The 15,706-nt window shown below is 66.5% G+C and carries 25 protein-coding genes and 1 pseudogene; 18 read left to right on the top strand and 8 right to left on the bottom strand.

What is annotated here, in order from left to right; all coding sequences use genetic code 11:
• The 5 genes from QA634_RS20780 to QA634_RS20760 form a co-directional block, all read right to left on the bottom strand.
• Complete coding sequence (locus tag QA634_RS20780) at window positions 1–387, bottom strand: hypothetical protein (RefSeq protein WP_012333839.1); 387 nt, start codon at window positions 385–387, stop codon at window positions 1–3.
• Between the two features lie 42 nt (window positions 388–429).
• Complete coding sequence (locus tag QA634_RS20775; protein ID WP_012333838.1) at window positions 430–705, bottom strand: hypothetical protein; 276 nt, start codon at window positions 703–705, stop codon at window positions 430–432.
• Window positions 698–1,111 carry a hypothetical protein gene (locus QA634_RS20770; RefSeq protein WP_018261559.1) on the bottom strand — a complete coding sequence of 138 codons (414 nt, stop codon included), beginning with the start codon at window positions 1,109–1,111 and terminating at the stop codon, window positions 698–700. Before QA634_RS20770 ends, QA634_RS20775 begins: the two co-directional genes overlap by 8 nt.
• Window positions 1,112–1,696: 585 nt before the next feature.
• A complete protein-coding gene (locus QA634_RS20765; RefSeq protein ID WP_012333836.1) occupies window positions 1,697–1,846 on the bottom strand; it encodes a hypothetical protein in 150 nt (49 codons plus the stop codon).
• Between the two features lies 1 nt (window position 1,847).
• Complete coding sequence (locus tag QA634_RS20760) at window positions 1,848–2,135, bottom strand: hypothetical protein (protein WP_012333835.1); 288 nt, start codon at window positions 2,133–2,135, stop codon at window positions 1,848–1,850.
• 107 nt (window positions 2,136–2,242) lie between these two features.
• On the opposite strand from QA634_RS20760, the gene QA634_RS20755 reads away from it, so the two are divergent.
• The 13 genes and pseudogenes from QA634_RS20755 to QA634_RS20695 all read left to right on the top strand — a co-directional run bounded on the left by QA634_RS20755 (window position 2,243) and on the right by QA634_RS20695 (window position 9,553).
• Window positions 2,243–2,521 (top strand): hypothetical protein, encoded by a 279-nt coding sequence (locus tag QA634_RS20755; RefSeq protein ID WP_265576394.1) that lies wholly within the window; start codon window positions 2,243–2,245, stop codon window positions 2,519–2,521.
• 521 nt (window positions 2,522–3,042) lie between these two features.
• Entirely contained in the window at window positions 3,043–3,726 is a 684-nt protein-coding gene (locus QA634_RS20750) for a S24 family peptidase (protein WP_012333832.1), read from the top strand.
• Between the two features lie 82 nt (window positions 3,727–3,808).
• Window positions 3,809–4,690 carry a DUF3800 domain-containing protein gene (locus tag QA634_RS20745; protein ID WP_012333831.1) on the top strand — a complete coding sequence of 294 codons (882 nt, stop codon included), beginning with the start codon at window positions 3,809–3,811 and terminating at the stop codon, window positions 4,688–4,690.
• 424 nt (window positions 4,691–5,114) lie between these two features.
• The gene (locus QA634_RS20740) at window positions 5,115–5,402 is read left to right on the top strand and encodes a hypothetical protein (protein WP_012333830.1); all 288 of its coding nucleotides are present in this window, start codon (window positions 5,115–5,117) and stop codon (window positions 5,400–5,402) included.
• A complete protein-coding gene (locus QA634_RS20735) occupies window positions 5,399–5,797 on the top strand; it encodes a hypothetical protein (protein WP_012333829.1) in 399 nt (132 codons plus the stop codon). The genes QA634_RS20740 and QA634_RS20735 overlap by 4 nt, the downstream gene beginning before the upstream one ends.
• A 152-nt stretch (window positions 5,798–5,949) precedes the next feature.
• Window positions 5,950–6,096 carry a hypothetical protein gene (locus QA634_RS20730; protein WP_265576393.1) on the top strand — a complete coding sequence of 49 codons (147 nt, stop codon included), beginning with the start codon at window positions 5,950–5,952 and terminating at the stop codon, window positions 6,094–6,096.
• A 5-nt stretch (window positions 6,097–6,101) separates the two neighbouring features.
• Window positions 6,102–6,503, top strand: a complete 402-nt coding sequence (locus QA634_RS20725) for a hypothetical protein (RefSeq protein ID WP_012333827.1) — start codon at window positions 6,102–6,104, stop codon at window positions 6,501–6,503.
• Between the two features lie 6 nt (window positions 6,504–6,509).
• Window positions 6,510–7,466, top strand: coding sequence for a PD-(D/E)XK nuclease-like domain-containing protein (locus QA634_RS20720; RefSeq protein WP_012333826.1), 957 nt, complete (start codon window positions 6,510–6,512; stop codon window positions 7,464–7,466).
• Between the two features lie 19 nt (window positions 7,467–7,485).
• A complete protein-coding gene (locus tag QA634_RS20715) occupies window positions 7,486–8,424 on the top strand; it encodes a recombinase RecT (protein WP_012333825.1) in 939 nt (312 codons plus the stop codon).
• A gap of 3 nt (window positions 8,425–8,427) precedes the next feature.
• Window positions 8,428–8,532 (top strand): annotated as a pseudogene (locus QA634_RS35920) (helix-turn-helix domain-containing protein); the annotation flags it as partial.
• Between the two features lie 231 nt (window positions 8,533–8,763).
• Complete coding sequence (locus QA634_RS20705) at window positions 8,764–9,108, top strand: hypothetical protein (RefSeq protein WP_043701426.1); 345 nt, start codon at window positions 8,764–8,766, stop codon at window positions 9,106–9,108.
• A complete protein-coding gene (locus QA634_RS20700; RefSeq protein ID WP_012333823.1) occupies window positions 9,108–9,314 on the top strand; it encodes a hypothetical protein in 207 nt (68 codons plus the stop codon). The genes QA634_RS20705 and QA634_RS20700 overlap by 1 nt, the downstream gene beginning before the upstream one ends.
• Window positions 9,311–9,553, top strand: a complete 243-nt coding sequence (locus QA634_RS20695) for a hypothetical protein (protein WP_012333822.1) — start codon at window positions 9,311–9,313, stop codon at window positions 9,551–9,553. Before QA634_RS20700 ends, QA634_RS20695 begins: the two co-directional genes overlap by 4 nt.
• Before the next feature lie 505 nt (window positions 9,554–10,058).
• Here the strand turns inward: QA634_RS20695 and QA634_RS20690 are convergent.
• Window positions 10,059–10,430 (bottom strand): helix-turn-helix domain-containing protein, encoded by a 372-nt coding sequence (locus QA634_RS20690; RefSeq protein WP_012333821.1) that lies wholly within the window; start codon window positions 10,428–10,430, stop codon window positions 10,059–10,061.
• A gap of 12 nt (window positions 10,431–10,442) precedes the next feature.
• On the bottom strand, window positions 10,443–10,685 hold the full coding sequence (locus QA634_RS20685) for a type II toxin-antitoxin system RelE family toxin (protein WP_012333820.1): 243 nt from the start codon (window positions 10,683–10,685) through the stop codon (window positions 10,443–10,445).
• 107 nt (window positions 10,686–10,792) lie between these two features.
• Between QA634_RS20685 and QA634_RS20680 the strand changes: the two genes are divergently transcribed.
• The 5 genes from QA634_RS20680 (at window position 10,793) to QA634_RS20660 (ending at window position 14,098) form a co-directional block, all read left to right on the top strand.
• Window positions 10,793–10,993, top strand: coding sequence for a hypothetical protein (locus QA634_RS20680; RefSeq protein WP_012333819.1), 201 nt, complete (start codon window positions 10,793–10,795; stop codon window positions 10,991–10,993).
• Window positions 10,990–11,685, top strand: coding sequence for a hypothetical protein (locus tag QA634_RS20675; RefSeq protein ID WP_012333818.1), 696 nt, complete (start codon window positions 10,990–10,992; stop codon window positions 11,683–11,685). Before QA634_RS20680 ends, QA634_RS20675 begins: the two co-directional genes overlap by 4 nt.
• Window positions 11,682–12,137 (top strand): hypothetical protein, encoded by a 456-nt coding sequence (locus QA634_RS20670; RefSeq protein WP_012333817.1) that lies wholly within the window; start codon window positions 11,682–11,684, stop codon window positions 12,135–12,137. The genes QA634_RS20675 and QA634_RS20670 overlap by 4 nt, the downstream gene beginning before the upstream one ends.
• Window positions 12,127–12,723, top strand: a complete 597-nt coding sequence (locus tag QA634_RS20665; protein ID WP_012333816.1) for a DUF1643 domain-containing protein — start codon at window positions 12,127–12,129, stop codon at window positions 12,721–12,723. The genes QA634_RS20670 and QA634_RS20665 overlap by 11 nt, the downstream gene beginning before the upstream one ends.
• 190 nt (window positions 12,724–12,913) lie before the next feature.
• On the top strand, window positions 12,914–14,098 hold the full coding sequence (locus QA634_RS20660; RefSeq protein WP_012333815.1) for a tyrosine-type recombinase/integrase: 1,185 nt from the start codon (window positions 12,914–12,916) through the stop codon (window positions 14,096–14,098).
• A 568-nt stretch (window positions 14,099–14,666) separates the two neighbouring features.
• On the opposite strand, the gene QA634_RS20655 is transcribed toward QA634_RS20660, so the two are convergent.
• Complete coding sequence (locus QA634_RS20655) at window positions 14,667–15,350, bottom strand: FkbM family methyltransferase (protein WP_168169168.1); 684 nt, start codon at window positions 15,348–15,350, stop codon at window positions 14,667–14,669.
• Between the last annotated feature and the right edge of the window lie 356 nt (window positions 15,351–15,706).

Here is a 15,706-nt window from a genome sequence, read left to right as displayed (position 1 = left end):
TCAGTGCACCGGCTCGGCCGTTTTCATCCCCTTAAGCCGCTCGACGTTCTCGGCGGCCTGCTTCGCGCCCGGATCCGCCGAAGCCCGCGGCGGCTCGTCGAACATGTCGGCCTGGGCGTTCAGCCCGAGCTTCTCGCGGTAGTCGTCGAACGCGCGCAGGTAGTCGGCCCGGGCGGCCTCGTCCATCTTCCGCAGAGCGATCATCTGCTTGAAGGCCTTGCGGTGGACGCCGTGCGCCTCCTCCGCATCCTTGATGGCGGCGCCGAGCTCGCCCCGGCACTCGTCCATCTCGCCCTTGATGCCCTCGCACTTGCGCACGAGCGAATCGAGGACCTTCGGATTGATGCCGGTGTCCCCCCGACTCGCCTTGCCCATCTTCTCGGCCACAGCACTGCTCCACGTTGGGCGGCGCCGGGCCGCCGAGGTTAGTCAGGGATCGGTGAGGGCATCGACGGGCAGGGCCGCGCAGCCGGCCGCCATTTCGGCGGCTTCCGCCCGCGCCCGCGCGCACTGCTGCGCGAGGTGCTCGACGGCCCAGAGCGGAAGGCGCCAGTCCTCGCCGAGCCGCGGGGCGGCCACCGCCAGCACGACGGCGCCGGCCTCGGCTCCGAGCGACACGGTCGCGGTGCCGCCGGCGGTGGTGATCCTCAGGCCGGCGCCGACGGCCCCGACATCGGCGAGCGGGATGGCGGCGAGGTCAGTCACGGCTCATCGCCCCCGCGGGTCGACGCGGTCCGGCCGCCTCTCGCGCTCCCAGAGCCTCGGCCACCACTCCCGCGGGATCGGGATCAGCCGCACCAGCAGCAGAGCGAGCCGCCACAACAACAGGGTGGCGAGGCCCGGTGATCGCCGCGGTGATCTCGATGTCATGCTGGAGCGCCTGAAGCTGACGGTGCCGGGCGGTCTCGTAGGCGGCGGCGAGCGACACGTAGACGTCCGCCCAGATCCGCTTCGGGGCGCGGTAGCGGAGCGACCACACCGAGCCGTAGTTGACGCCCGCAAGCCGCGCGACGCGGCGGAGGGCGTTGTCCGTGTCGCCCGGCCCGCGGCTCTCCCACTGGACCATGCGGTCCAGCCAAGTCCGGGCTTCTGCGACCTGCGCAGTCGACATTGGCCTAACCCGTGAACATGTTTTGCACATCTGCAAATCCGTTCCTGTTCATCTTGGAACAGGTGAGAGGAGCTTGTAGATGGAGGTGGATCGGATACGCAGATACTACGGCGCGACCGGCTTTGCTTGCCGGCTGATGACGGTCGCGCAGGAACAGCAGATCCCGCTGGGAGACATGCAGGCTCGACCAGCGGGGCGCCTCGGCCGCGCTTCGGGCCGGCCGGAGCGGGCGAGCGTGGAAATCGGTCCCAAGAAGCCCCCTCTCCCGGTTGAGAGAGGGGGCAGTCGCTGGGACGACGCCCAAGGAGGGCAGTGCTCCGCCCGGGGAGTTGCATGCCGGGCAGGGCTTCGCAGCGCCGGCCATGCCAGCGCGAAAGGTCGAACCAAGATCGCAGGAGTCGGCGGTGTTGCGCCCGGTCCGGAGCGGATAGGGGCCGGTCGCTGCCGGACCGGGCGCACCGCCGGATGGGCCAGGATTGCTGGACCGGCGATTCATGGTGGCGACGGCAATGCCCGCCACGCCGCGGACGCGCAGGTGCGCATATCCAGCTGGCGTGAGGCTGGCCCCATTGTGAGCGGCGGCAGTCATGGCGCCACCCGGAACAGGATCACGCTCGGCCCGTGCCGCTCGACCGGGACGACCATCTCGGGCCGGACGGCCATGACGAACCAGCCGAGCGCAGCGAACACGACGATGTGGGCGGCGAGGATGGGCGGGAGGTCGGAGGCGCGCATGTCAGGGCACCTCGACGAGGCGCGGGCGGTCGCCGTCGGCGGAGAGCCTCCGCTCGCCGGGCGCGTGGACGGCGGCCATGCCGCGGAGCGGACGGGGACCGGGACGGATGCCGTGCGAGAGCGGCGCGCCGTCGCCGGGGCCGGTCGCGAGCGCGGCGATCAGCTGCGCCTTCTGCTCAGGCGTGAGCACGACCGTGGCGGCGGGGCCTGCCTCGGGGATGGCGAGGACCGGCGTGTTGCCGGCCCAGGAGAGTCGGATGGGTCCGATGTCCTGCACTGGGCGGGTCATGCGGCGTCTCCCTTGCGGGTGGCCTGAGATGACGCGAGCATAGTCAGGTGAGGGGCCGGGTAGCGGCCCGGCCCCTCTCGCAACTGCCCATGCCGAGGGAGGCGATCATGAGCGGCCGCGAAGTGGATTCGGAGATGGCGCGAGGATCGCTCATCGCGATCCGCAGTCTTCTGCAGACACTTCTTTCCAAGATAGGACGCGAGCAGGGCGAGGCGGCCCTGAGGCGCCTCCGCACTGCAACGGACGAGCGAGTAGACGCCGCAATTCATCGGATGTCCTGCGAGGATCGCGACTGGCGGGAGGCCGAGGTCACCAAACAGGTCTCGTCGGACGCCGAGGGGTTCCTCGACGACACGTTCGGGGCGGCGTTCGATTCCTTGCTGTAGCGCCGGGGCCCGAGGTCGCGGACACGGCCAGTCTCCAGGCAGGTGCCTGGGCGCCCGCCGGCGGAGCGAATTCGGTCGATCTCTGCGATCATGAACGACCGGGTGGCATCGGCGGCAGCCTGACGCTCGGCCTTGCGCGCCTCAATGCGCGCATCGATCCGCCGGTCCAGCCAAGCGAGTAGGAGGCGAGCGATCACGGCCGCGCCTCCGCCAGTTCGGGGGTGGTGGGAGCTGCGCGAACGCGCCTCTGTGCGGCAATGCTCGCGAGGCGTTCCAGCGTCACCCCGCCGACCCCACGAACGCGGGCGCCACGCACCCACGCATCCCAGTACTCGGGAGCCACGGAATCCCGCTTCCGCATCTGCTTAGCGGTGTTCTCGTGAACGCCAATGTCAGCAGCAAACTCGCTGAGGCCATAAGCGACGATGAGGGCACGGAAGCTATCCATGCTCACTGGGTACCATAAGTACCCATTCGATAGCAAGACGAAACGTACCCAGCATCCAGGGTACGAGTTGTTCATGGATGCAACCGACCGAGCCTCCCGACTCAAATCAGCACGCGAGCGCGCTGGGTTCGACAGCCCTCGAGCTGCCGCAAAGCACTTCCGCTGGAATGAAAACACATATAAGTCACGGGAGGGCGGTATTCGCGACTACGGAGTCGAAGAGGCGAAAGAATACGGTCGCGCCTTCAATATTTCCTGGATATGGCTTGTCAGCGGCGAAGGCGGCCTGCAACGCACCAGTCGAGTGCGCATTGAAGGCATGATCGGAGCCGGCGGTGAGATCGACACCAACGTGGCGCAGTACTTCAACGACGAGCTAGCGGTTGTAGAGGTTGACTATCCATTGCCTGACGACGTGGCGGCTTACGAGGTGCTCGGCAACTCTATGCTGCCAAAGTACGACCCAGGCGACGTGATCTTGGTACGGAAGATGGCTGTGCCCGTCGAGATGGTGCTCGGCGACGTGGCGCTCGTCGTAACGGCGGACTGGAAGCGGTACCTGAAACGGGTACTGCGCGGCAGTACGACAGACACCTATGATCTGGAGAGCTTTAACGCGCCGACTATGAAAGACGTCCGCATCCGCGAAGTCGGGATGATTCACCTTATAGTACCGGGAAAGCAAGTTCAGCGCGTGCCTAATGGCAAAGAAATAGAAAGAAGGACAAAGCAGAAGCCAATGAGGGCAGCCGAATGAATAGAAAATTCTTGAATGGGAATTGGGCATCCAGACAACCCGGGCGTAGTGCTTTCCGAGGCGGCATTATGCCGAATTTAGAATGGATTTTGAGAGCCCAGAGCACTCCTATCGTTATGTAGCATTCATAGATGAGGCCGGCGACGATGGGTTGAGATCAGTCCGACCTATTGATCCCGACGGTGGCACAGAGTGGTTCATATTATCGGCGGTTCTGATCCGTGCCGACTGTGAAGCTTCACCTCCGCTTTGGGTCCGCCATATTCTAAGTCAGCTTGATTTTACCGGGCAAAGAGACCTGCATTTTAACCGACTGCGCTCGGATAGGGATAGAGAAACCGTTTGTAAGAACATTGCTGATTTGCCGGCGCGCTTGTTTATAGTTGCATGCAACAAGAAAAACATACGCCAGCATACAAATCAAAGGGCTGGAAAAATCCCTTCCAGGAACTGGTTCTATTGCTGGGCATCTCGTCTGTTGCTAGAAAGAGTTACTGCTTATTGTGGGCTGCGCAATCTAAAAGAGGACACTCCTCGGGCCAAAGTCAAATTTGTGTTCTCAGAGAGTCATAGAATGTCTTACAGCCAGTTCAGAGCATATCTGCATTGGCTGAGGCTTCAGAGTATCGGAAAATCTTTATATCTTGACAGGGGAGATTTAGACTGGAGCGTCGTAGATATAGATCTTGTTGAGTCTTACCCTCATAAAACCCGCGCGGGCCTCATGCTTGCTGACGTCGTGGCAAGCGCGTTTTTTCAAAGCGTCACTCCAAAGCCGGACGGCTCCTGTAGGCCGGAGTATGCAAAGTTATTGAAGCCAAGAATGGCAATGCGCGACAACAGTATTGTAGACTTCGGTCTCAAGGTTATGCCTTATCCTCTATGGACTGCCGAATTAACGGAGGAACAGAAGGCAATATTCCGCTTCTACGGCTACAAAACGGAACCAGGTAGAAGGCGGTAGGCTCCTGGACCTGTGTTCCGGAAGGCGTAGAGCCAGCCATCCGAAGGGCTGACGTCCTCCCGGGTGCCGCGTGCGCGACCAGGCGCTCCAGCGAGCCTACCGAGATGCATTATTGGTGCTCGTGCGCGAGCGTCAATTCCAAATAGCTAGTGCAGAGACGCCGACATTCGCATCAGGTGCCAGGTCGCTAACCGTCTGAGACTGAAGAGGAAATCGCTCCGCGCGGTGTACCTTTTGAAGGCGTCAATGCACTAGGTGGCGTCCGGCCAAGCACGCCATCCACGAGAGTTTGGCCGTGGGTGTCGTGTCGGTCACATGTGACGACAACCAGTACGGCCAGGTTGGGTACAAATCGTACTTGACACGCTGGGTACGCTAAGTACCTTGTGTCCATCGCCTCTCCCCGAAGCGATGGAGACCCGCAGTGCTCACCCGCCCCCAACCCGACCTGATCGCGATCCACGGCCGCGCCCTCACGAGCCGCGAGCGCGTCGCCCCCTGCCACCTCGACGAGCCGGCCTACCTGCGCACGCTGCGGGAGCGCCTGACCGAGTGGCCTGAGGACGACGAGCCGGCCAACGACCCGCTGCCCGTGGCGCGGGAGCGGGACTGGCTCCGGATGGCGCTCCTGGTGCTCGCCATCGCGATGCTGATCCTGTTCGTGGCGGCGAGCGGCCTGCGGGCCGGCCGGATCGATGGGGGCGTGCTGTGACGCGCGAACCCGCCCGCACCTACCTGGTGCACTTCCGCGACAACACCGGTCTCGGCTGGATCGAGGAGACGCTCGTCGACAACGGGCTCACCGCGGCCGCAGCCTTCCTCTCCGACGAGCGCTCCTACGCCGTGCTCGAGGAGGTCTACGAGATCGACCTCGCCGACCCGCTTGCGCCAGTCGCCCGCAATATGACGGCGCCCGTGCTCGGCCGGGTGGTCGATATGATCGATCAGGACGACGAGCGCAACGAGCTGCCGGCCGGGCTGCAGGAGGCGGCGCGGCGGCACGGAGTGAAGGCCTGCGCCGAGAATGCGCCGCGGGACTGCGGTGGCCTCGATTTCCTGGCCGAGGGTCGGGATGCGTACCACCTGCAGGTGCGGGGTGCGCTATGAGCCGCACCGCCTCCCAGGCCACCACCGCGGCCGTCCTCTACATGCTCGGCGCACCAGCGCCGTTCCGGCCGCTCTCAGAGAGCAGCCGGTGCATCGCGGTCGCCGGCGGGCGTCCTCGTATTCAAGTCCTCTGGGGTGGCCCGGGTCATGAAGTGGACGACGTCGCTCTCGCGCGGGTGATCAGCCGGATCCTCAACGAGGCCGCGGGCGAGAGCATGACCGCGCTCGAATACGAGGAGGCCGTGCGGGCCGAGACCGCGCATTTCCTGCGCCGCGTGGGCGCCCGGGCGGCGGAGTGAGCGCGATGGCAATCCCGGTCGATGTGGCCCTGGTGCGGGGCGATGTGATCCTGGTGCGGGCAGTCGTCGGGTACGGCCATCCGGCGGGTAGCCGAGACCCGATTCTCGCGAGGGTCGAGGGCGGCCACGCCGACGTCATCGTCGATCGATCGGCCGCCGATCTCGCCGAGACGAAGCTCGCGATCGGCGACGAGGTGGCCGTCCCGGACTTCATCCACGACCGGCGCGGGATCGTCCGCGCGATCGACGGCGACGAGGTCTGGGTGCGCTGGACCGACAACGGCGGCGCCACGGCGAGTCTGGTCGAGAGCCGGCGGATGCTCGAGCGCACTCGCACCCGGGAGCAGGTCGAGGCCGATGAGCCGCGTCCGGTCGAAGCGGCGCCGGGCTCGCAGGCGGCGGAGTGAACGGCGATGCTCCTCCCCGACAGCGCCGCCGCGCCGGCCCCGACCGCCGTCTCCTTCGAGGACGGGATCTACTTCGGCCTCGACGAGGCCCACTATCACGCGGACCCGGCCCTCGGCTCCTCCGACCTGAAGCGCCTCGCCGCCGAGCCCGCGGACTACTGGTTCGGCTCGGTGCTCAACCCGAACCGGCCCGCCGACGAGCCAACCCCGTCGCAGATCATCGGCCGCGCGGTGCACAAGCTGGTGCTGGAGGGGCAGCAGTCCTTCGCCGCCCGCTTCGTGCGCCGACCCGACGATCTCGCCCGCCTCGACGCCAAGGCTCGCGCGAAGCTCGCGCCGAACGGTGAAGACGTGCTGCCTGGCGAGGACTTCGACCGGGTGCAGCAGGCCGCAGGCGCGGTGCTGGCAAACCCGCACCTCGCCGCCTCCTTCACGGGCGGCGCATCCGAGGTGTCCGTGTTCTGGACCGACGCCGTGGACGGCGAGCAGGTGCGCCGAAAGGCGCGGTTCGACTACCTCAAGCCCCGTGCGGTGGTCGATCTCAAGAGCACCCGCCCGAGCCGCCCGACGTCGTTCCAGGCGAACTGCCTGCGCGCCATGGCCGAGTATGGCTACCCGGTCCAGGCCGCGGCCTACCTGCAGGCCCGCGCGCAACTGGCGGGCCTCGTCGCCGAGGGACGCGTGCACGGCGACCGTGACCCGGCCTGGCTCGCCCGGGTCGTGGCCGCGACGAGCTACGCCTTCGTCTTCGTCTTCTGGTCGACGGGTGACGCCCCGCTGACCTGGGGCGTCACGCTCTCGCCGGGCAACGAGGTGGTCGCGGTCGCCGAGAAGACGATCGATGCCGCCCTGTGGGCCTTCGTCCAGGCCCGCCGCACGCACGGACTCGACGCGCCGTGGATCGACCACGCGCCGCTCGCCGAGATCGACCTCTCCGACATGCCGGGCTGGTGGGCCCGCTGAACCCCGACAGGAGGACTCCATGGCTGCATCCACGGCTGTCGCTGAGCGACCGCACAACGCCAACCCGCTCGTCGTGGTGCGCGAGCAGATCCAGAGCCGGGAGGCCGAGTTCGCCGCGGCCCTGCCGGCACACATCCCGGTCGAGCGCTTCAAGCGCGTGCTTCTCACTGCTGTCCAGAACAACCCGGACCTCCTGAAGCTGGAGCGGCGGTCGTTCTTCAACGCCGCGATGCGAGCAGCGCAGGATGGTCTGCTGCCGGACGGGCGCGAGGGTGCGATCGTCGAGTTCAGCGGCCGTGCGCAGTGGATGCCGATGATCGCCGGCATCCGTAAGAAGGTCCGCAACTCGGGCGAGATCGCGACCTGGGAAGCGAACGTCGTCTTCGAGAACGACCACTTCGAGTATCAGCTCGGCGATGAACCGAAGATCGTCCACGTGCCGGTGCTGGTGAACCGCGGCAAGCCGGTCGCCGCCTACTCCATCGCGGTATTGAAGAGCGGCGAGCGCTCCCGCGAGGTGATGACCGTTGAGGAAATCGAGAAGGTCCGGAAGGTCAGCCGCGCGAAGAGCGGCGGGCCGTGGTCGCAGTGGTGGGAGGAGATGGCACGCAAGACAGTGGCGCGCCGGCACAGCAAGGTCCTGCCGCTGTCGTCGGACCTCGACGACCTGATGCGGCGCGACGACGAGCTCTACGATTTCAACCGGCGGCGCGAGCAGCAAGATGGTCAGGTGACCGGGATCTTCCAGCCGGTCGCCAACCCGCTCGCCGACACGATCGAACACCAGCCTGGCGAGTCCGGCGAGACGGTCGCCGCCGATCTCGAGGAGGAGGCGCAGGGCACCGACGAGGACGAGGCCGGGGATAAGCCGGGCGCTGCGCAGCCCGATCCCGCCGACGACTTCCCGGGCAACGACGCGATCGCCGCAGGCCGCCGGTCGGCGAGGCGGGAGGGCTGAGCGATGCACTCCAACATCCCTCTCCGCTCGCTCGGCGAGCGCATCAGCCACCGCCGTCGCCGCATCGGCGTCACTCAGGCCGAGCTCGCCGCCGCCGTCTGCCTCGGCCCCAAGGCGATCTCTGCTATCGAGCGCGGCGGCCGCGCGCCTGGCCCCCCTGCTCCCGCGCCTCGCCGAAGCGCTCGGGCTTCACCCGCGGGACCTGACCGCCGCCGACGCCGTGATCGCGCCGGCCGGCGAGGAGCACGATCTCCTCATCGCCTACCGCGCGCTGCCGGACGAGGGCCGGGCCTACGTCCGTGGCCTCGTGGTCGAAGCTGCCGCCGGGAGGATCGCCCGATGATCCGGCTCACCGACGCGCTCGCGGATTTCGACCTCGGCGCTCTCGGGCGCGACCTGCAGACGGCCTCGCTCCACCAAGACCGCTGCCGGCGCCACGCCGAGCGGATCGCGATCCCGGCGGACTGCCCGGAGACCCGGCGAGCTGCGGCGAACATCGACGTCACCGTTGCGGCTTTGAGCTCGGCGGAGCGGCTCGTCGCACTGCTCGGACGGTTCCTGGCGGATGAAGGGTCGGGCCGACCGCAAGCGGTGAAGGCGGCCCGGGCGACGCCACTCGCCATGCGCCGGCCCGGCTCGGTGCTGGGGCCGATGGTCGTTATGCAGAGCGCGGAGGGGCGGTGATGGTCGGGACCATCCTCGTCGCCGTGATCGGCTACGGTCTTGCCGCAGTCTGCCTGTGCCTGGGCGCGTCCTTTTTCCTGGAGGCCACGAAGGACACAAGACCGCGCGGCGAGCGGATCGGCGCGCTCGTTTGCACCTTCCCCGCGCTGGTCGCGGCGCTCGTCTTCGCGGGCATCACCCGGTGGCTGCTCGGGGGTGCGCTGTGAGCGCCGCCAGCATCTACCACGACCGCACCGGCGAGGACCCCGCGCAGGGCAGCGCCATCCAGGTCAGCACATACGGCGGCGAGGTTACCCTCGAACTCGGCGTGATGCGCAACTTCGGGTCGATGTCGGCCGACGCCTGGGCGGCGCTCAGCCCCGCCGAGGCGCGCGAGCTGGCGGACAACCTGCGGCGGGCGGCGAGTTGGGCCGAGGCGTGCGCGCCTTCGGAGGACTCGGTATGAGCCTCCGCGTCACCGTCCCGTTCGACCCATACCTGATCGGCAACGGCCGCTGGTGCTCCTGCTGCTTCCCAGGCGGGCCCCCGGTCGTCTTCATCCGCCGCCGCTCGCGCCGCGGCTGCAACGAGTGCGCGGGCCAGGGCCGCATCGTCCTCACCGCCGAAGAGATCGTTGCACGCACCATCGCTGAGGCGCGGGCTCACCGAGAGAGGGCACCACGATGAGCGAAGAGACCCTGTTGTCGGCCGCTCGCCGCGCCGTCCGCTTCTTCAACATCGACGAGTCGAAGGGCGGCCTGATGACCGTCGAGACCGTTGCCGCGATGCAGACCCCTGCACAACCAGGTGCCGCTGGAGACCGCTCGGCTGAAGGCGGCGGAGGGCGACTGGGCGAACGATGTGCCCGCGCCGGACCCAGCTTCTGCGCCGCAGCCTGGGCCGATCGCGGTCCCGTCGGCGGGGGCGGTGGCGCTCGTCGACGCGGAGGGCGGGCGGTAATGACCGCGCCTTCACTCCAGCCAATCGGCTATAACCCCCGTCTCGGCAGCGATCTGATGGCGCTGCGTCGGCGTGAGCTGCCGGCGCCCGCGCTCGATGTCGCTGAGGTGGCCCTGCGAGATTCCGAGCGCCTCGGCCAGCTGGGCCTGGGTGCAGCCGTGGTGCTTGCGCGCGGCCGTGACCGGCGAGCCGTGCTCCGCGATCAGGGCGACGAACCAGTGCTCGACCGAGGCCTTCTCGTCCGCTCGGGCGTCGAGCAAGCGAGCGGCTGCGCGATCCTCGGCGGCCTCGTCGCCCAGGCGCGCGAGCAGCGCGTCGTAGTCGCGGCGCGGGAGGATCACGAGCTCCTCGCCGCCGGGCGTGGTGATGATCTGCACGGTCATGGGGTTGTCCTCTCAGTCGTAGATATCACGGCGGTGGCCGATGGCGCGGACCTCTATCTGTGCGTCCGTCTCGACGAACACTACCCGGTAGTCACCAACCCGCAGTCGCGCGCCCGGGCGCCCGGTGAGGGCGCGGACGTCGCCGGCCCCCGTTGCCGCGTAGCGCGCGAGCTTCTCCACGATCGCGAGGCGCGCCGGCTTGGGGAGCCGGGACAGTTCGCGGGTCGCGGAGAGGGTATAGGCGATCGGCTTCATTGCGATAATATCGCAGAGTGCTGCGATATTTGCAAGTGCGGATGCGATATTTTGCGATCGGCGGTTGGCCTGAGCCTCGAAGCGCTCGACGCGGGGAGCGCCGCCTGATGCCTTGGCCCTTCTCGTGGGACCCGCCTCCCATCCTGACCCGCACCGGCCAGTGCCTCGTGCCGAGCGACCTGTCCTGGCGGCGGGCCGATCAGGTCGTGGCTCTCGGCCTCGGCACCCTCGACCCCCATCACCAGCGCTGGCTCGGGCTGCTGACGCTCACCGAGGCTGGGCGGGCAGCAGTCGGGAGGGCGACATGACGCGCTCCCTCGTGATCGACAGTCTTGCAAGCGGTAATCTATATCTAATGAAACGCATGGCCACCAATTACGTAAATCTCGAAGGCTTTTATTATCAGTTCGGCGACCATTTGCGCTATTTGGTCATCCACGTCGATGTACCCGTCCGTGAAATCGATTTCGAATCCGAAAAATTCTGCATCGTAAGAATTCGGAGCGACCCTAACTGCAGTAATCCACTCTCCTCCGGGAATTGCTCGCGCTTCCTCGAATATGAATTCTTCAAATTGCGCTCGCGATATCGACAAGCGCTGCACCGTAAACTCTCCAAGGCATGGCCCAGCGCACGCTCGGGCTGTCGATTCGTGATATACATCCCCGACAATGTCTGCAAGATGACAGGCATCCGCTTAATGAACCGAGCCTGCCTCGACCTCATAAGTGGTCAAGATCATTTCTACCAGGCGCAGAATTGCTCTGACCGCATCCGCTGCGTCTTCTTCCCTGTCTCTCTGAACGTCAATGAGAACGCCGGAAAAGCTGGCTCCCTGGTTCGCCGTTGTGAGGTTGATGGACGTTACGTATTGGCCGCCGGGAATCGTTCTGGCCACGCTGAGGATCTGTTCCTCGGCTTGGCTGAGCGCCATGGGGGTCCGGTGCATGCGATTCGCCTTTTGCTCGGGCAAAATTCTACCCCGGAGGCGCGGTCATGACTTCCGCCCGTCTAACCGCCCAGGCCGCGGGCACTCCCGCCTTCCCCCGTCTCGACGGCGTCGATATCTGGACCGGCCTCACCCGCGAGGAGCAGGACGAGATCGGCGCCATCGCCGTCGAGCTCGTCGTGTCGTGGCGGCTACAGCGCCGGGTCTACGAGGACCAGTTAGGCGACATTCTCGCCCGGGCCGCCGAGGCCGCCGACCAGCTGCTGACGCGCGAGCTCGACCTCGCGGTCGGTGACGTGCTGCCGGACGGCGCGCTCGAAGCCGAGGACGGCGTGACGGCCCGCATCCCCTCGCTCCTGGGCGACGTGTCCCGGGATTGCGGCTGCACCGAGGAGGACGCCTGCCCGGGCGGATGCGGCTGGGCGGGCCCCGATCAGTGCTCGACGTGCGCGGCCGAGAATGCGCCGGCAGCCCATAGCTCGGAGCCCGACAATGCAGGCTGACCTGCACGCCAAGGACCTCTTCGGCGTTCGCTTCACCGACACCATCGCGCGCTCCGCCACGCTCTCGCGCTGCGGCGCCTACCGCTTCACGCTCACCCGCACCTGGGCCGAGGGCGCGTACGTCTGCTTCGTAGGGCTGAACCCCTCGACGGCGGACCACCGCGTCGACGATCCGGCCGTGCGGCGGTGGATCCACTTCGCCCGCGCCTGGGGCTACGGCGGGTTCACGGCTGTCAATCTCTACCCCTTCCGATCACCCTCGCCGGCCGAGTGCCGGGCGTGGTCGCGGTGGCAGGAGAACGGCCCGGACTGGTACGCCCGGGACGTCATCCAGGAGAACCTCAGCACCATCGTGCGCGAGGCCAAGGCCGCGGCGCGCGTCGTGGCGTGCTGGGGTGCCGGCACGTGGGACCCGATGTGGACCGACCACGTCGTCGAGGAGATCACGACGGGCGAGGCGCCCTGGCCGGACCTGCACTGCTTCGGGACCACGGCCGACGGCAGCCCAATCCACCCGATGGCCCGCGGGCGCTGCCGCGTGCCGGACGGGGCGGCGCTGGCGCTGTGGTGGAAGGGGGAGGTGTAGCGGTGTCTCAGCACGTAACCGCGGCGCGTCTCGTCGAAGAGTTCGGGTTCACCGAGCGGCACTGGATTCGAATGGCGGCGGCCGGCCGCGTGCCTGGCGCTCGACAGCCCTTCGGACCTCGCTCAAGCTGGGTGTTCGATTTGCGCGCCGTGCGTCAGTGGTGGGAAACGAGCCGGAGGACGGTGCTCGAATGGCCGACATCTACCTCCGTGGGCAAACGTGGTGGGGCCGAGTCCAGAAGGACGGCAAGGACCTCCGCGCGTCCCTCGGAACACGATCTGAAGGCGTTGCTCGGCAGCGTCTTGCAATCTGGCTCGGCGAACTCGAAGCCCAAGCGTGGGGCGCCAAGCCGCGGCTGACTCTCAACACCGTGATGGCGGAGTTCATCCGCGAGCACGGCCCGACGCTGCGCCCATCCACGCTCCGCCGCTACGGCGTGTCCATCGCTTGGCTCGACGAGCACTTCCGCGGCAAGCTCCTCCTCGAGATCAAGCCGGCCGACCTGCGCGCCTTCGAGACCGCGCGCCGGACGGCGGGCGCCTCCGCGCCGACGGTTCGGCGCGATCTCGCCTGCCTCTCGACCATCTTCGCGTTCGCGATCGAGAAGGAGTACGCTGACCTCAACCCGGTCACGCCCTTCATCAGGCAGCGGGCGCGCCGCGGTCTGCGCGAGAGCCCGCCTCGCACCCGCTACTTGTCCCGGGCCGAGGAGGCGCGCCTGCTCGACGGCGCCCTGCCCTACGTGCGCGACGCCATCCTGTTCGCGATCTACACGGGCCTGCGCATGGAGGAGCAATTCTCCCTCACTTGGGCGCAGGTCGACCTCGCCCGTAAGCACCTCACCATCTCGGCCGAGGCGGCGAAAGGGAAGCGCGAGCGGACCGTGATCATGCTGGCCCCGGCTGTCGGAGTGCTCGAGCGGATGCCGCGGCACCTGACCAGCCCCTACGTCTTCCACCATGGCGCGGCCACCACGACGCGGGGCGCGACGCGGCGAGCCGCCCTCCCCCGCCCGGACCGGAACGACGGCGAGCGGTTTAACAATCTCGACCGCGGGCTGCGCAACGCGGCCGCACGGGCGAAGGTGCAGGACCTCCGCTGGCACGACCTGCGGCGCACCCACGGGTGCCGGCTCCTGCAGGAGGAGCGCTGGTCGATGGAGATGGTCCGCGACCAGCTCGGCCACCGAAGCGTCGTGCAGACGGAGAAGGCCTACGCGTTTCTCGAGGTGGAAGCCCGGCGCGCAGCGGCGCACGGGGCTGGCGCGGCGCCTATGGTCGATCTCGACCCGGTCACCGGAAAGCCCCTCGTCGCACAAAAGCCGGCACAGGGGCGGCGGTTTGATCTGGAAAAACAAGCGAAATCAAAGCGCTAGAACATCAGTATTGCGTGTTTTGGTACCGCCATTCCCAGGTTCGAATCCTGGCGCCCCAGCCAATTTTTCCTTTGTTTTCCGGGCCTCGTGAACGCGGACAAGACGGAACAAAGGGTGTGATCGGACCCACAGAAGCCGGCACAACCTCCGCGCACCGGCTCATGCCCTTGCGGGTGCGTTCGCCAGAGCCGTATCCCGGAGCATGAGCCCCGCTGATCCATTGGGAGGTCGGACCTGCAGCAGGCTCCGCATGCCCCTCGACGAACCCGCGCAGTGCACTTCAGCCTCCAACCCGGTCACGAGGCGTGCCTTCACCACGATCCGTACCCCGCCCGCCGAGCCGGACGAGGGCGGCCCGCGGCCGCTGCCGCGAGTTCGCGCAGCGGTTCGGCTGGCCTGATCGCGTCGGGCGCGACGATGAGCGCAATCGCCGCTTTGGCAAATCATGAGTTTGCGAGGGCCGTGCTCGCCGAGCACGGCCCTTGCTGCGCCATGGCGCCGAGCTCACTGCGCCGCTTCGCGCGCGAAGAGAGGTTTGAACTAGGCAACCAATCAGATCGCAGGGGCGTTAAGATCCGACGATCGGAACCTCAATCTCTCTATTAATGAACAATATGTTACCGAAGCCCCAATACCCATTTTCCATGTTCACCGCGGCAAGCCGAAATCCTCGATGCACGAGATATTCAACTATATGGTGGAATTGATCTTGCCCCTCGTATTGATTGACGACCGTCGCTTCAGTGATGATATACTTCACATCCCAAAGTTTGCTTCCCAGTGAACGGAGCACAGACACCTCTACTCCCTGGACGTCCATGCAGAGCAGGTCGATGCTCTGAATCATGTGCTCGCGGCAGAGATCATCCAGGCGCACGGCTGGAACCTTGATCTCCGTCTGGACGTAGGTCTCACCATAGCGACCGGATGATTTCAAAAGGCTCGACGCGCCGATGTTGTGAGTCTCGGTGCCGTCCGGCTGATGACTCGAGACAACAGGATAGAATGATAAAGTTCCCGGAACATCGCTGGCGGCAGCTTCGATCAGCTTCACATTACCGCGGCCCGAAATCGTGGCACGACAAATTTCCAGGGCGTCAGGATTTGGTTCGACTATGAAGATTTTTTCCGCATTGTAAAAGTCAGCAACCGCTACCGCGTCCTTTGCATCGCGCGAGCCGACCTCAAATATAGTTTTGATCAGATTTCTGTCAATAAAGCGAGGAAACGGATCATGAAGATAGCTGCTCATATAACAAACCTCCCCAGGCATAGGCGACATGATTTAACAATGCGCGCGAATGCACAGTCCTGCTTTGGCACATCAATCACACGTCAGTAAGATCGCTGTGCGATTCGGCTTATATCGTAAACGGAGGTTTCGGGCCACGTCTTAGAGATCTCGCGCGGCGGGGCAGGCCCAGGCAGCACCTCGTCGAGGCGGCGGTTGGGACGCCGCCCGGCGACGCGGGCGAGCACGGCAGCGCGGCAAGCGTGCGGCGCGCCCACACACGGCCAGGGTCGAGCGGTCGAGGGCCACGCCCCGACGCGCGAGGAGGGACGGCACCGCGGCGGTGACCGCCGACAGGAAGGCCATCGGGGCCGTGG

Source organism: Methylobacterium sp. CB376, from assembly GCF_029714205.1.
GTDB lineage: Bacteria > Pseudomonadota > Alphaproteobacteria > Rhizobiales > Beijerinckiaceae > Methylobacterium.
Note: the sequence above shows the minus strand (reverse complement) of the source record. Positions and strands in the feature narration are given on the sequence as shown.

What these genes read in the sequence shown, in the direction of transcription:
- QA634_RS20755 (WP_265576394.1), top strand. Translation starts at nt 2,243, where the DNA reads ATGAGCGGCCGCGAAGTGGATTCGGAGATGGCGCGAGGATCGCTCATC.
- QA634_RS20665 (WP_012333816.1), top strand. Translation starts at nt 12,127, where the DNA reads ATGCAGGCTGACCTGCACGCCAAGGACCTCTTCGGCGTTCGCTTCACC.
- QA634_RS20725 (WP_012333827.1), top strand. Translation starts at nt 6,102, where the DNA reads ATGGCAATCCCGGTCGATGTGGCCCTGGTGCGGGGCGATGTGATCCTG.
- QA634_RS20720 (WP_012333826.1), top strand. Translation starts at nt 6,510, where the DNA reads ATGCTCCTCCCCGACAGCGCCGCCGCGCCGGCCCCGACCGCCGTCTCC.
- QA634_RS20680 (WP_012333819.1), top strand. Translation starts at nt 10,793, where the DNA reads ATGCCTTGGCCCTTCTCGTGGGACCCGCCTCCCATCCTGACCCGCACC.
- QA634_RS20770 (WP_018261559.1), bottom strand. Translation starts at nt 1,111, where the DNA reads ATGTCGACTGCGCAGGTCGCAGAAGCCCGGACTTGGCTGGACCGCATG.
- QA634_RS20705 (WP_043701426.1), top strand. Translation starts at nt 8,764, where the DNA reads ATGATCCGGCTCACCGACGCGCTCGCGGATTTCGACCTCGGCGCTCTC.
- QA634_RS20685 (WP_012333820.1), bottom strand. Translation starts at nt 10,685, where the DNA reads ATGAAGCCGATCGCCTATACCCTCTCCGCGACCCGCGAACTGTCCCGG.
- QA634_RS20765 (WP_012333836.1), bottom strand. Translation starts at nt 1,846, where the DNA reads ATGCGCGCCTCCGACCTCCCGCCCATCCTCGCCGCCCACATCGTCGTG.
- QA634_RS20690 (WP_012333821.1), bottom strand. Translation starts at nt 10,430, where the DNA reads ATGACCGTGCAGATCATCACCACGCCCGGCGGCGAGGAGCTCGTGATC.
- QA634_RS20745 (WP_012333831.1), top strand. Translation starts at nt 3,809, where the DNA reads ATGGATTTTGAGAGCCCAGAGCACTCCTATCGTTATGTAGCATTCATA.
- QA634_RS20750 (WP_012333832.1), top strand. Translation starts at nt 3,043, where the DNA reads ATGGATGCAACCGACCGAGCCTCCCGACTCAAATCAGCACGCGAGCGC.
- QA634_RS20670 (WP_012333817.1), top strand. Translation starts at nt 11,682, where the DNA reads ATGACTTCCGCCCGTCTAACCGCCCAGGCCGCGGGCACTCCCGCCTTC.
- QA634_RS20660 (WP_012333815.1), top strand. Translation starts at nt 12,914, where the DNA reads ATGGCCGACATCTACCTCCGTGGGCAAACGTGGTGGGGCCGAGTCCAG.
- QA634_RS20715 (WP_012333825.1), top strand. Translation starts at nt 7,486, where the DNA reads ATGGCTGCATCCACGGCTGTCGCTGAGCGACCGCACAACGCCAACCCG.
- QA634_RS20700 (WP_012333823.1), top strand. Translation starts at nt 9,108, where the DNA reads ATGGTCGGGACCATCCTCGTCGCCGTGATCGGCTACGGTCTTGCCGCA.
- QA634_RS20675 (WP_012333818.1), top strand. Translation starts at nt 10,990, where the DNA reads ATGACGCGCTCCCTCGTGATCGACAGTCTTGCAAGCGGTAATCTATAT.
- QA634_RS20760 (WP_012333835.1), bottom strand. Translation starts at nt 2,135, where the DNA reads ATGACCCGCCCAGTGCAGGACATCGGACCCATCCGACTCTCCTGGGCC.
- QA634_RS20655 (WP_168169168.1), bottom strand. Translation starts at nt 15,350, where the DNA reads ATGAGCAGCTATCTTCATGATCCGTTTCCTCGCTTTATTGACAGAAAT.